The sequence below is a fragment of the Sphingomonas sp. DC1600-2 genome, assembly GCF_049897605.1.
GTDB lineage: Bacteria > Pseudomonadota > Alphaproteobacteria > Sphingomonadales > Sphingomonadaceae > Sphingomonas.
On record NZ_JAFCWO010000004.1, the window covers coordinates 118,841 to 131,226 of the forward strand.

At 64.7% G+C, this 12,386-nt stretch carries 14 protein-coding genes; 10 read left to right on the top strand and 4 right to left on the bottom strand.

All coding sequences use genetic code 11. From position 1 onward, the window contains the following. Window positions 1-71: 71 nt before the first annotated feature. The gene (locus tag ACP7BL_RS10520; RefSeq protein WP_426258293.1) at window positions 72-875 is read left to right on the top strand and encodes a universal stress protein; all 804 of its coding nucleotides are present in this window, start codon (window positions 72-74) and stop codon (window positions 873-875) included. 60 nt (window positions 876-935) lie between these two features. Here the strand turns inward: ACP7BL_RS10520 and ACP7BL_RS10525 are convergent, their stop codons facing one another. After that, a complete protein-coding gene (locus tag ACP7BL_RS10525) occupies window positions 936-1,592 on the bottom strand; it encodes an OmpW/AlkL family protein (protein ID WP_209515872.1) in 657 nt (218 codons plus the stop codon). Between the two features lie 132 nt (window positions 1,593-1,724). Between ACP7BL_RS10525 and ACP7BL_RS10530 the strand changes: the two genes are divergently transcribed. From ACP7BL_RS10530 to ACP7BL_RS10565, 8 genes are all read left to right on the top strand, one after another. Continuing rightward, window positions 1,725-3,230 carry a PAS domain-containing sensor histidine kinase gene (locus ACP7BL_RS10530; RefSeq protein WP_426258294.1) on the top strand — a complete coding sequence of 502 codons (1,506 nt, stop codon included), beginning with the start codon at window positions 1,725-1,727 and terminating at the stop codon, window positions 3,228-3,230. After that, on the top strand, window positions 3,227-3,847 hold the full coding sequence (locus tag ACP7BL_RS10535) for a response regulator transcription factor (protein WP_033967485.1): 621 nt from the start codon (window positions 3,227-3,229) through the stop codon (window positions 3,845-3,847). Before ACP7BL_RS10530 ends, ACP7BL_RS10535 begins: the two co-directional genes overlap by 4 nt. Window positions 3,848-3,917: 70 nt before the next feature. Then, entirely contained in the window at window positions 3,918-4,295 is a 378-nt protein-coding gene (locus ACP7BL_RS10540) for a response regulator (protein WP_033967486.1), read from the top strand. A 210-nt stretch (window positions 4,296-4,505) separates the two neighbouring features. Further along, complete coding sequence (locus tag ACP7BL_RS10545) at window positions 4,506-5,579, top strand: type III polyketide synthase (RefSeq protein ID WP_137903134.1); 1,074 nt, start codon at window positions 4,506-4,508, stop codon at window positions 5,577-5,579. After that, a complete protein-coding gene (locus tag ACP7BL_RS10550) occupies window positions 5,576-6,262 on the top strand; it encodes a methyltransferase domain-containing protein (protein ID WP_126849176.1) in 687 nt (228 codons plus the stop codon). Before ACP7BL_RS10545 ends, ACP7BL_RS10550 begins: the two co-directional genes overlap by 4 nt. Further along, a complete protein-coding gene (locus ACP7BL_RS10555; protein ID WP_426258295.1) occupies window positions 6,241-7,371 on the top strand; it encodes an NAD(P)/FAD-dependent oxidoreductase in 1,131 nt (376 codons plus the stop codon). Before ACP7BL_RS10550 ends, ACP7BL_RS10555 begins: the two co-directional genes overlap by 22 nt. Window positions 7,372-7,375: 4 nt before the next feature. Then, complete coding sequence (gene msrB / locus ACP7BL_RS10560; protein ID WP_033967488.1) at window positions 7,376-7,798, top strand: peptide-methionine (R)-S-oxide reductase MsrB; 423 nt, start codon at window positions 7,376-7,378, stop codon at window positions 7,796-7,798. A 56-nt stretch (window positions 7,799-7,854) separates the two neighbouring features. After that, complete coding sequence (locus ACP7BL_RS10565; protein ID WP_260591655.1) at window positions 7,855-9,999, top strand: transglycosylase domain-containing protein; 2,145 nt, start codon at window positions 7,855-7,857, stop codon at window positions 9,997-9,999. On the opposite strand, the gene ACP7BL_RS10570 is transcribed toward ACP7BL_RS10565, so the two are convergent. The 3 genes from ACP7BL_RS10570 to ACP7BL_RS10580 are packed head-to-tail and all read right to left on the bottom strand — an operon-like array spanning window position 9,975 to window position 11,695. Then, a complete protein-coding gene (locus tag ACP7BL_RS10570; RefSeq protein WP_033967489.1) occupies window positions 9,975-10,649 on the bottom strand; it encodes a M48 family metallopeptidase in 675 nt (224 codons plus the stop codon). The genes ACP7BL_RS10565 and ACP7BL_RS10570 overlap by 25 nt on opposite strands. Further along, a complete protein-coding gene (locus ACP7BL_RS10575) occupies window positions 10,646-11,077 on the bottom strand; it encodes a YcgN family cysteine cluster protein (RefSeq protein ID WP_033967490.1) in 432 nt (143 codons plus the stop codon). The genes ACP7BL_RS10570 and ACP7BL_RS10575 overlap by 4 nt, the downstream gene beginning before the upstream one ends. A 9-nt stretch (window positions 11,078-11,086) precedes the next feature. Beyond that, window positions 11,087-11,695: an SCO family protein gene (locus ACP7BL_RS10580; RefSeq protein WP_033967491.1), complete on the bottom strand. Its 609-nt coding sequence runs from the start codon at window positions 11,693-11,695 to the stop codon at window positions 11,087-11,089. Between the two features lie 73 nt (window positions 11,696-11,768). Here ACP7BL_RS10580 and ACP7BL_RS10585 point away from each other — a divergent pair, with 73 nt between their 5' ends. Continuing rightward, complete coding sequence (locus tag ACP7BL_RS10585; RefSeq protein ID WP_033967492.1) at window positions 11,769-12,386, top strand: ankyrin repeat domain-containing protein; 618 nt, start codon at window positions 11,769-11,771, stop codon at window positions 12,384-12,386.

The following is a 12,386-nucleotide window of genomic DNA, read 5'->3' on the forward strand; positions in this document are numbered from 1 at the left end:
CGTAAAGCTACGCATTGTTCGAAGATCGGGATCGCCCAATCCTGGCTGCTCTCAATGCGAGGAGCCGACCGATGAAAAGCATCCTGCTGCTGGTACACGATGATTCGGGACAGGAAGGGCGCCTGCAAGTGGCGCTGGACCTGACTCGCGGCCTGCGGGGCCATCTCACCTGTCTCGACGTATCGATCGCCCCGGAGGTGATGGACGATTACGTATCGCTGGGTGGCGCTGCGCTGTTGATGGAAGACGAGCGCGCGGCCGAAGCCCGCAACCGCAGACGGATCGAACCGCGCCTGTCGCATGAGGACGTGCCATGGGACTGGATCGACGTCGCCGGCAACCTCGGTGATCAGGTGGTGCGGGCGGCGCGGCTCAGCGACATCATCGTGGTCAGCGAAAAACTCCCCAATTTCGCGACGCACGACATGGCGAACTTGCCGGGCGAACTGCTGATCCGCACCAATCGGCCAATCCTGGCGGTGCCCGAAGACGCCACCGGCCTTGATCTCACCGGCACTGCGGTGGTCGCATGGGATGGTTCTCCGGAAGCGGAAGCCGCGCTCCGCGCCGCCGTCCCGCTGTTGCAGCTCGCCAAATCGGTAACGTTGCTCGAGATTGACGACGGCTCGGTTGCGCTGCCCGCAGGCGACGCCGCTACTTACCTGTCGCGGCATGGCGTCAAACCGGTGGTCAGCACGCTGGCCGCGGGCGGCAACAGCGCGAGCACGGTGATCCTGAACGAAATCGGCAATCAGGCAGCGGACTATCTGGTGATGGGCGGGTTCGGCCATGCGCGCCTGACCGAGGCCTTGTTCGGCGGGGTTACGCGGCGGATGCTGGCAGAATGCCCGGTGCCGACGCTGCTCGCGCATTGACCAACAAAAACCCCGGGTCGCACTGGCGGCCCGGGGGGATTGGAGGCGGGGGATTTAGATTTAGAGGCGGAAGCCCAAGCCCACGCCGAACACCAACGGATCGATATCGATCCGCGCGGTGTTGATCGCGCCGCCAGTGTTGAGCCGCGCAGTGGTCTTCATCCCGATATATTTGACGTCGAGGTTCAAGAACACTTTTTTGGTGATGTCGATATCGGTGCCGGCCTGCAGCGCATAGCCAACACTGTCATTCATATGGACGCTGGTCGGCCCGATCGCCTTGACCAGTTCGTCGCTGGCCTTGGTCGAATAATAGATCGTGTAGTTGATGCCCGCGCCTACATAGGGCCGGATTTTGGCATCGGGCAGGAAGTGATATTGCAGCGTCAGCGTAGGCGGCAGCACCCAGGTCTTGGCCAGAGTCGGAACGCCGGAGAGGGTGCCCCGGCCCTGTGCCTTGTGTTCGGTCGTCGCGAGGATCAGCTCGGCACCGATGTGCTTGGTCGCCATGTAGGTGAAGTCGATTTCCGGCATCACCGAATCCGACACCCCGACCTTGCTGCCAGGAAACGCCGGAGTCACCGGGCCGCTGCGTTCGTTGGGCGCGACGACGATTGCGCGTACGCGCACCAGGACGTCGCCCTTTTCGGCATAAGCGGGCGACGCGACGATCGCCGTCGAAACAGCTGCGAGCGCCAAAAATCTATATGTGCGCATAGGGTCCTCCGTGTTTAAGTTCTATGGCTGGGTATGGCCATGGCGCGCTCGCGGATTTGATCCGGCGCAAAACAGGGACCTAGGTGGATTCACGGATGGGACGCACAGCACGTGGACGGCAAAGACACAGATATGGCGATCGGCGATACGGTAGACCCCGAAACGCTCGCGCTCTTCGTCGAGGGCGCAACCGACCGCGCCATGTTCGTGCTGGATACCGAGGGACGGATCCGGTCTTGGAATGTGGGAGCAGAGATCTTGTTTGGATATCGGCCCGATGCCGTGATCGGCCAAAGCGGCGAAAAGCTCTATAGTCTGCAAGATCGCGGCGCAGCCAAGCCCGATGCGGACATGGCCAAGGTTCGCGCGCGTGGTCGCCTGCGGGAAAACACCTGGCGGGTGCGTCAGGATGGTTCCGAATTCTTCGCCGACGTCGCGATCACCGCGATCCACAGCGCCAATGGGACGCTGCGCGGCTTCGGGCAGATGATCTATGACATCACGGGCCGCCAGGCAGCCGCCGCCGCACTGGCGCGCAGCGAATTGCACCTACGCTCGATCCTCGCAACCGTCCCCGATGCGATGATCGTTATCGACGAGCGCGGCATCATCCTGTCGTTCAGCAGCGCCGCCGAGCGCCTGTTCGGCTACAGCGAAGCCGAGGTCGTGGGAGCGAATGTCGAAATCCTGATGCCGCCATCGGATGCCGCACGGCATGACCGTTATATCGCCCATTATCGCGAAACCGGGGAGCGCCGCATTATCGGCATCGGTCGCATCGTCGTCGGCCAGCGTCGCGACGGCACCGAATTCCCCATGAAGCTATCGGTCGGCGAGGCCAATAGCGACGGACATCGCATCTTTACCGGCTTCATTCACGACCTGACCGAACAGCAGCACGCGGAATTGCGGTTGAAAGAGCTCCAATCCGAGCTGATTCACGTATCGCGGCTGAGTGCGATGGGTACGATGGCTTCGACCTTGGCGCATGAATTGAACCAGCCGCTGACCGTGATCGCCAATTATCTTGAGGCGGGTCGCGAACTGCTTGACGCCGGTGGTGCCGAGGCAGCCACGCTGCTGCGCGAGGCGATCGAGGAATCCACCAGCGAAGCCTTGCGCGCTGGCAAGATCGTCCGTCGCCTGCGCGATTTCGTGGCGCGTGGCGAGGTCGAGCGGCGGGTGGAGGATCTACCGCGATTGATCGACGAGGCGAGTCGCCTCGCCCTGATCGGCGCGCGTGAACGAGGCGTTCGCGCCTTTTTCGAGCTGGCCCCCGATATTACCACCGTCACGGTCGATCGTGTCCAGATCCAGCAAGTTCTCGTGAACCTGATCCGGAACGCGATCGATGCCGTGGCCGGGCAGGAAGTCCGCGACATCACGATCTCGACCTGCGCGCTCGATAACGCCATGGTCGAAGTCTCGGTCGCCGACACGGGCCCGGGGCTTTCGCCGGACATCGCCGCGCGACTGTTCCAGGCCTTCGCGACCACCAAACCCGCAGGCATGGGGTTGGGCCTGTCGATCTGCCGAACGATCGTGGAAGCGCATCGCGGACACATCCGCGCCGAGCCGCGCCCGACGGGCGGAACCGTCTTTCGTTTCACGCTTCCAGTAGAGGAGTTTGCGGCATGAGCGACCAACGTCTGATCCATGTCGTCGACGACGATGATTCGGTGCGACGTTCGGCTGGGTTCCTGCTGCGAACCTCTGGCTATGCTGTACGCTTGCACACGTCTGGAGTCGCGTTCCTGCGCGAGATCAAGGCAGCGGAACCGGGTTGCGTCTTGCTCGACGTGCGCATGCCGGAGATCGATGGCCTTGCGGTGCAGGAGGAATTGGTCGCACGCGGCATCACCATGCCCGTCATCATCCTCACCGGCCATGCCGATGTCTCGATCGCGGTTCAGGCGATGAAGACGGGTGCTGTCGACTTCATCGAAAAACCCTTCGAAAAGGCCGTGCTACTGTCGGCGATCGACCGCGCCTTCGCGCGGATCGCGCATGCCGATGCAGCCGCACGATCGAGCGAGGCGGCGAAGCTGTGGGTCGCGCGCCTCACCCCGCGCGAACAAGAGGTGTTGGACCGGCTGGCACAGGGGTTGCCCAACAAGACGATCGCCTATGATTTGGGCATTTCGCCGCGCACGGTCGAAGTTCACCGCGCCAACGTAATGACCAAGCTGGAGGTCCATGCGCTGTCGGACGCGCTGCGTATCGCCTTTGCCGCCGGCCTTGGAGAGCAATCCTAGGAAGTCTACGTAAAGACAACTTTGCCCGCGACCGCCATCCGTGCCCCCGATGACATGGGAAAGCGGTCCAATGGACGATGACAACGCGGTCGACACCGGACCGCGTCCGCAATTGTTGCTGGTAGAGGACGATGAAGGCGTGCGGCGTTCGCTGCATCTGCTGCTGCACTGGCGCGGCTTCGATGTGCGCTCTTACGCGAGCGCGCGTGCCCTGCTTGAGGATACCGACGTGTCGACGGCCGAGTGGCTGATTACCGATTACCGGCTGCCCGACGGCGACGGGATCGGGGTGCTCCGGTCGATGCAGCGCCGTGATTGGCATGGCCGATCCATACTGATCACGGCTTATCCCGACCCGACGCTCCGCGCGATAGCCAGTATGAACGGATTTCACGCGGTGCTCGACAAGCCGATCCGCCAGCACGAGTTGATTGCCGCACTGGCGTGAGCTGAAACCTTCATCCGCGCTCGATATGCTCTCGATTAAGCGGCGGCTGCTCCTCTTGCGACCAAATCTTGTGCGCCGACGCATCCAAATGCCGTGCTCAAACGTAGGGTAGGTACGAGTGCGTAACGTGGGTGTCTTCCCGGATCGGAGCAGCCGTCGTAGCGTTGTTCGTTGGCCGGATGCTCCCGCCCGCCTCCGCAAAGGTCCCATGTGTCCAGCACTGCCCACATCGCCGCGATCGGCACCGCCGTTCCGGCGCAGGACATCCATGCGGCGTTCCTTGACTGGGCCCGCGCGCGCTTGCCTGACGCACGGGCCGTCCGGATCTTCGACCGGATGGCCGCGCGCGCCGCGATCGCGCATCGCTGGTCCGTCCTACCCGTTGGAGCGCAAGGCGGATCGCCCGTCGATCCGGACGGTTTTTATGCCGATCCGGTGCTGCCCGGCACTGCCGAACGTATGCGACGCTATGGGCAGGCGGCCCCGGAGCTGAGCATCGCTGCGATCGAGGCATTGGGCGCGCAGGTTTCACTCGATGCCATCACCCATCTGGTCGTGGCGAGTTGTACCGGCTTCGTCGCGCCGGGCATCGACCAGATCATCGCTGCGCGAATCGGCCTTGCGCCGTCGGTCGAGCGCCTGCTGATCGGCTTTATGGGATGTTACGCGGCGGTCGCCGCGCTCCGCAGCGCGCGCCATATCGTGCGATCCGATGCCGACGCGCGGGTGTTGGTGGTCTGTGTCGAATTGTCCACGCTGCATCTGCAGGACAATCCCGCGCTCGAACCCCTGCTCGCCATGCTGCAATTCGGCGACGGTGCCGCAGCGGCGCTCGTCACCGCCGCCCCTCGCGGATTTGCACTCGACCACCCCTTTGCGACCACGCTCCCCGATTCGGCGGCGTTGATCCGCTGGGATATTACCGATCACGGCTTTGCGATGCATTTGTCGGGCGAAGTTCCCGCCCGCATCGCCGCCGGGCTGAGCGACCCTGCCTTCGCCGCCGCCGCGACCGGTGGGCGCGCGCCGCTGGAGATCGATGGATGGGCAGTCCATGCCGGAGGACGATCGATCCTCGACGCGGTCGAACATAGCCTCAAACTGCCGGACGACGCGCTCGACGCCTCGCGCGCGGTGCTGTCGGATTACGGCAATATGTCCTCCGCCACCTTGATGTTCGTGCTGGCGCGGCTGCTCGACGGGCCGCCGGTCCGCAACGGGGTGGCGCTCGCCTTCGGCCCGGGCCTTGCCGCCGAGGGCTTCGGCTTCCGGAGCGCGGCATGAGCCTGCGCGCGCGCGCCATCGCGGAGGAGCTGATGGACGCCGACGATCTCGACCCGGAGGTTTATGCGGCGGTGGTCGGCGACCTCGCCAAGGTCAATGTCGTGACGATGGCAGCGCGGCCGACGCTAGATTTCCTGCGGCGCGGGTCGCTTGGCCTGCGTCGTTTCAAGCTGCTCGATGTCGGCTTTGGCGATGGTGACATGCTGCGCCGGATCGCGCGTTGGGCCGCGCGGCGGGGTATCGCGGCCGAGCTGGTCGGCATCGACCTCAACCCCCGCAGCGCGCTCGCCGCGACCGCGCATTCGCCCGCCGACGTACCGATCCGTTATATCACCGGCGACTATGCCGATCTGGCGGGCGAGAGATGGGATTTCGTCATCTCCAGCCTCGTCGCACACCACATGACGCACGATCAGCTGATCGCGTTTCTGCGCTTCATGGAGCGGGCGAGCGCGAAGGGATGGCTGATCAACGACCTCCATCGCCACGGCTTTGCGCATTTCGGGTTTCCGATTCTGGCGACGCTGGCGCGTTGGCACCCGATCGTGCGCCATGACGGCACCCTGTCGATCGCCCGCTCCTATCGGCCCGCGGAATGGGCACCGATCCTTGCAGAGGCAGGCGTCACCGCGCAGGTCTACCGCGCCTTTCCGTTTCGGCTATGCGTCGAACACCTGCGCTGATCGTCGGCGGCGGCCCGGCAGGTGCGAGCGCTGCGATCGTGCTGGCGCACGCACGCGCCCCGCACCTGCTGGTGGAACGCAGCCGCGAAACCGGCGACGCGATTTGTGGCGGCTTTCTAAGCTGGCGAACGCTCGAATCGCTACAAAAGCTTGGCGTGGAACCTGCCGCGCTGGGCCCGGCGCGGATCACCACGGTGCGTCTGATCGCGGGCGAGCGGCTGGTCGAAACGCCGCTGCGCCGCGCCGCCCACGGAGTGTCGCGCCGCCTGCTCGACAGCGTGTTGCTCCAGCGCGCGATCGATGCAGGTGCCGCTGTCGAGCGCGGCGTAGCGGCGCGGGCGATCGACGGCTTGACGGCGCGGCTCGACGATGGTGCCGACCTGGTCGGCGACGCGCTGTTCCTCGCCAGCGGCAAGCACGACGTTCGAGGCACCTCCCGCCCGGCCGAAGCGCGCGGGCACGACCCGGTCTTGGGTCTGCGCGTTCGCCTCGCGCAGACGCCCGGCCTCGATCGACTGATCGGCGATGCGATCGAACTGCACCTGTTCGATCGCGGCTATGTCGGGATCGTTCGCCAGGAGGACGGCAGCGCCAATGTCTGCCTGGCCGTGCATCGCTCGGCCATGCTGGAAGCGGGATCTCCCGCCGCACTGCTCGACCAGCTCGCGCGCGATCAGCCCCGGTTGGGCGAGCGCCTGGCATATCGCAGCGACGGCCTGCCGATCGACGCGATCGCCAACGTCCCTTATGGATGGCGCGCTACGCGGGGGGCACAGGGTCTCTTCCGGCTCGGCGATCAGGCCGGAGTCATCCCCTCGCTCGCCGGAGAAGGCATGGGCATCGCGATCGCGAGCGGAATCAGGGCGGGCCATGCCTATCTCGCGGACGGGCCGGGCGGGGCACACCGTTTCCAGAGGCGCTTCGCAAGCGCCACGGCTCGACCGATCCGGTTGGCCGGAGCGGTACGCAACGCAGCCGAATGGCCTGCGCTGGCGGCGGCGCTCCTGCCGCTGCTCGGTCGCTTCCCTGGTATGATCGATACGATTGCCGCGTTCACGCGGATCGGGCATTCACGACTTGACCGCGCACCCGCGCCACAGGATCATTAGCGTCATGGAACACTTCACCCTGTCTGAAACCGAATGGCGCAAAAAGCTGAGCCCGGAGGCCTATCATGTCCTGCGCGAGGCCGGGACAGAGCCTGCCTTTTCCGGGCGGTATAACAACAACAAGGCCGATGGCGTCTATCGCTGCGGCGGTTGCGCGCAGCCGTTGTTCGATTCGGCCGATAAATATGATTCGGGCTCGGGCTGGCCGAGCTTTACCCAGCCGATCTCGCCCGACTATGTCACCGAGCATACCGATCGTACCCACGGCATGACGCGGACCGAAGCGCGCTGCGCCCGCTGTGACGGACATCTCGGCCATGTTTTCCCCGATGGTCCGCCGCCGACAGGCCTGCGCTATTGCATGAACTCGCTTAGCCTGGATTTTCGCGCTCGGGGGAGTGTTGATAGCGACGAGTCGCATGGCTGATTGCGGCGGCGACGGCTTGCCGGAATGACCGGCAAAGCCTAACGCTGCAGCGCTCAATGGCTCGCTCCTCATCCCCCGCCCCTCGCTCGATGCGTGCGCCCTTGTGGCGTCGGCGTCTGGTCCTGCTCGCGCAAATCAGCGGCGGTCTCGCGCTGATCGCCTTCATCGCGTTGATCGTAACCGTCTATGTCTCTGAAGGGCAGCTGCCGAGTTTCGACGAGCTGAAATCGTCCCCCAATGGCCAGATGATCCGCGTCCACGCGGCCGACGGGACGGTGATCGTGTCGATGGGCCCAAGCTATGGCGAGTGGCTACCCTATGACCGCATCCCCACAGTGATGCGCGAGGCGATGGTGTCGGTCGAGGATCGCCGCTTTCGATCGCACCCGGGGGTCGATCCGATCGGGATGGTGCGCTCGGTCCAGGTGCGGCTCGAGCGTGGGCGCTGGATGCAGGGTGGATCGACCATCACGCAACAGCTCGCCCGTAACATTTTCCTCAATTCCAGCAAGAAATTCGGTCGAAAGATCCGCGAGGGCATTCTCGCCCTCGCGCTGGAGCGCAAGTTCAGCAAGGACCAGATCCTCGAACTGTATCTCAACAAGGTCTATTTCGGTGGCGGTGCCTATGGCATCGACGCGGCCTCGCGCAAATTCTTCGGTCACGGTGCCGAACGGCTGAGCCTGACCGAAGCGGCGGTGATCGCGGGGTTGGTCAAGGCACCGTCCAATTACTCGCCGACCGCCGACATCGATGCCGCCCGCGGGCGCGCCGGCGTTGTGCTCAAGCTGATGCAGCAAACCGGGGCGATCACCGCCGCCCAGGCTGCCGACGCGCAAATCGACCAGATCGCCTTCGTGCCCGAGGCGCGCCAGAACAGCGTGCGCTACTTTACCGATTGGGCGTTGCCGCAGCTGGAACTGCTGATCGACGAGACGCAACGTCCGCTGGAAGTGTGGACAACGCTCGACCTCACTATGCAGCGCGCCGCCGATGCCGCAATCCGCGACAATGCCCCCAAGGGCGCGCAAGGTGCGCTGGTGGCGATGGACCGCGATGGTGCCGTCCGCGCGATGGTTGGCGGCACCGATTATGTGACGTCCAACTATAATCGCGCGACACAGGCGGAGCGGCAGCCGGGCTCGGCGTTCAAACTGTTCGTCTATCTCGCAGCGCTCGAGGCCGGGCACAAGCCCGAGGATCAGGTGGTCGATGAACCCGTGACGATCGACGGCTGGAGCCCGCGCAACGATTCACGCCACAATAGCGGCGCAATGTCGCTGCGCACCGCCTTTGCCTATTCGGTCAACACCGTGGCGGCGAAGCTCGGACAGGAAATCGGCTTCAACACGATCGCCGACATGGCGCGGCGCTTCGGCATCACCACCAAGGTCAACACCCACCCGTCGATGGTGCTCGGTTCCTCCGAAGTACGCCTGCTCGACATGACGCGCGCCTTTGCCAGCGTCGGCAACAAGGGGGTGGCGGTGACGCCATATGGCATCACCAAGGTGACCGCGGCGGGAGAAACGATCTACGCCCAATCGGTCGACACCAGCCATGTGCTCGTCGCACCCTATGTGGCCGCCGAAATGACCGATCTGCTGCAGACGACCGTCAACACCGGCACCGGCAAAGCGGCCCAAATCGGTCGCCCGGTGGCGGGCAAGACCGGCACCACCACATCGAACAAGGATGGCTGGTTCCTGGGCTTTTCCAGTGGGCTCACGACGGGCGTATGGATGGGCCGCGACGATGCCAAGCCGATTGCCGGTTTGCACGGCGGCACCGCGCCCGCGCGTGCCTTTGCCGCCTTCATGAAAGTGGCCGTCGCCAACCGCCCGGTCGAGCAGTTCGATACGAAAGTGACGCTACCCGAATTCCAGCTCGAGCCCGACCAGGAATCCTATTTCGGCGAAGCCGATAATGGCCTGTTCGTCGATGCCGACGGCAATCCGGTCGATCCCGGGCAGGCTCCGCCCGCGCAGCCCGGCCAGCGCGTCGATGCCGATGGCAACCCGATCGAAGCGCGGCCGCCGCAGCAATCCGATACGCCACCACCAGTGGAAAAGAAAAAGGGCGATGGCGACAAACTCGACCAGGCCTGGCTCGATCGTGTCCTCGGCCGCGATGGGCCCCGCCCGGCCCCGAGCCCGACGCACGCGCCGGCCGATCGTCAGGATTCGCGCCCGACCCAGTGAATCGCGGCACCGTTCGCGCGCAGCCAGCGACGCGATTCCTCGGGGTCGCGTTCGTCGAGCAACGCGAGCACGCGGTAGAAGTGTGCGCTGTGATTCATGTGCAAGCGGTGCGCCACCTCATGCGCGACGGTCGAGCGGCGCACGAAATCGGGCATCAGGATCAACCGCCAGCTATAGCGGATCGTGCCGCTCGAGGCGCAACTGCCCCAGCGAGTCTTGGGGTCGCCAACCGCAACCTTGGTCACGCTGACCCCGGCACGTGCGGCGAACTCGGCGGTCTCGTCGCTCAACACGCGCAGGGCCTCGCGCTTCAACCACAGACCCACGCGTCGCGACAGGCCATCGCGCGTGCCGCCACAGCGCAGGAGGCTACCGTCCCGCTCAACCCGGCGGGCAGCGGCCTCATCCCACAGGATCATCAAATGACCATCGCCGAAAGGGATACGCGCGCCGGGTTCGAAGGGCCGTGGCTGCGGCAAGCGCGCGCGCTGTGCCGCAATCCACGCCGCTTTCCCTTCCGCCCACGCCAAAGCAGCCTTCAACGGTGCGCGCGACGGCAGCACCAGCCGTACCCGGCCGGTCGCCGAATCCACCGATAACCGTGCCCGCCGTGCCCGCGCGTTGCGCACGACCTCGAGCGGTGCACTCACAATTCGCGATCGACCAGATGGAATTCCAGCTCACCGGCATCGTCCTCCGACACCGTCCAGCCACGCACCGATTGCCCGACGCGGTGGACCGCCTCGCGGTCCCCGCAAACCAGATAGTGCCAGTCATATAGTGGCTCGTCCGCCGCACGCAGCCGGTACGCGCAAGTCGCAGGCAGCCAGTCGATCGTCCGCACATTGGATCGACTCAAGCGCACGCACTCGCTGACATAGGCATGGCGGTGCTTGTAATTGGAACACAAGGCCGTCTCGCGGTCGAGCAATCGGCACGACACGTTGGTCGGCAATAGCTCGCCCGTTTCTTCATCTTCCAGCTTATGGACACAGCATTTGCCACAGCCATCGCACAAGGCTTCCCACTGGCCGCGATCGAGCGTGTCGATTGGTTCTTCCCAGAAACGGCTAGTCATCAGCGTGGCTCATCGTACCCATCGGTCGAGTTCGGTTGCGACGTCTTGCGGCGTCTTGTCCTGCGGCAACAAGGCGACGGGCTTGCCCGCCGGATCCATAAGATAGGCAAGGCGGGCGTGCGCCACCAGATAGCCACCCTCCGCATTGGGCTTTTCCGCCTCGAAATACGCGCCATACGCCTTGGCAACGGCGGCAATCGCCTGTGGGCTGCCCGTCAAACCGACCATGCGCGGGTGAAAGGCGGATACGAACGCCTTGAGCACGGCCGGTGTATCGCGCTTTGGGTCGACGGTCACGAAGATCGGTACGACCTTCGCCCCTCGCACGGGATCCTTCGCCTCGAACAGCCGCAGCCCGGCACCGACGGTCTGCATGTCGGTCGGGCACACGTCCGGGCAGAAGGTGTAACCGAAATACATGATGCGGTAGCGCCCGGCGAAATCGCGATCGGTACGGGTCCGGCCGTCCTGATCGGTCAAGGTGAACGGGCCGCCCAGAGCCACACCGTCGAGCGGTGCCCGCGCCGGTGTGGCGGGTCCGCTACAGGCGACCGGCAAAACAGCAAGAAACAGCGCGGAAAGCGCGCGGGCGATCTGGTTCATAGCGCGACTAGCCATGATCTGTTAGGTCCTTAGGCGCAAGCTTTGCTCCAAACCGCTCGTGTCTCTCGACCATGCCAGGACGTTTTCGATGACCCTCCGCACCGCCTCCATCGCCCTTGCGTTGCTCGCCACTGCCCCCCTCGCCATCATGGCCGGTCCCGCCGCCGCGCAGCTCGGCCAATCGCCTGGCTATAAATTTCTCCAAGCAATCAAGGATGGCAAGAATGACGAGGTCATCGGCTTTCTCGACAAGCCCGGCGCAACCTTAGTCAACACGCGCGATTCGGACTCAGGCGAGGGGGCGATCCACATCGTCGTGCGGCGCGGCGACATGCCCTATCTGAATTATCTCCTGTCAAAAGGGGCCGACGCCAATCTGAGAGATCGTCGCGGTGAATCGGGCATCCTGCTGGCCGCCCGCCTCGGCCGGCTCGAAATGATTCAGGTGCTCGCAAAGGCTGGCGGCAACATCAACCTCGCGAACGCCAGCGGCGAGACGGCGCTGATCGTCGCGGTGCAGCGGCGCGATACAACGATGGTGCGCGCCTTGCTCGACCTCGGGGCCGATCCGGACCAGGCCGATCGCCTCCAGGGATTTTCAGCGCGCGACTATGCGCATCAGGATTCGCGCGGATCGGCAATCGCGACGATGATCGATGCCACGCCCAAAAAGGAACGCCGCGCCGTTTCCGGACCTAAGCTGTAA

Excerpts from the sequence above, each read along its gene's own strand:
- ACP7BL_RS10580 (WP_033967491.1), bottom strand. The coding sequence starts at position 11,695 with ATGGCTAGTCGCGCTATGAACCAGATCGCCCGCGCGCTTTCCGCGCTG.
- ACP7BL_RS10525 (WP_209515872.1), bottom strand. The coding sequence starts at position 1,592 with ATGCGCACATATAGATTTTTGGCGCTCGCAGCTGTTTCGACGGCGATC.
- ACP7BL_RS10575 (WP_033967490.1), bottom strand. The coding sequence starts at position 11,077 with ATGACTAGCCGTTTCTGGGAAGAACCAATCGACACGCTCGATCGCGGC.
- ACP7BL_RS10530 (WP_426258294.1), top strand. The coding sequence starts at position 1,725 with ATGGCGATCGGCGATACGGTAGACCCCGAAACGCTCGCGCTCTTCGTC.
- ACP7BL_RS10555 (WP_426258295.1), top strand. The coding sequence starts at position 6,241 with ATGCGTCGAACACCTGCGCTGATCGTCGGCGGCGGCCCGGCAGGTGCG.
- ACP7BL_RS10550 (WP_126849176.1), top strand. The coding sequence starts at position 5,576 with ATGAGCCTGCGCGCGCGCGCCATCGCGGAGGAGCTGATGGACGCCGAC.
- ACP7BL_RS10535 (WP_033967485.1), top strand. The coding sequence starts at position 3,227 with ATGAGCGACCAACGTCTGATCCATGTCGTCGACGACGATGATTCGGTG.
- msrB (WP_033967488.1), top strand. The coding sequence starts at position 7,376 with ATGGAACACTTCACCCTGTCTGAAACCGAATGGCGCAAAAAGCTGAGC.
- ACP7BL_RS10540 (WP_033967486.1), top strand. The coding sequence starts at position 3,918 with ATGGACGATGACAACGCGGTCGACACCGGACCGCGTCCGCAATTGTTG.
- ACP7BL_RS10520 (WP_426258293.1), top strand. The coding sequence starts at position 72 with ATGAAAAGCATCCTGCTGCTGGTACACGATGATTCGGGACAGGAAGGG.
- ACP7BL_RS10565 (WP_260591655.1), top strand. The coding sequence starts at position 7,855 with ATGGCTCGCTCCTCATCCCCCGCCCCTCGCTCGATGCGTGCGCCCTTG.
- ACP7BL_RS10585 (WP_033967492.1), top strand. The coding sequence starts at position 11,769 with ATGACCCTCCGCACCGCCTCCATCGCCCTTGCGTTGCTCGCCACTGCC.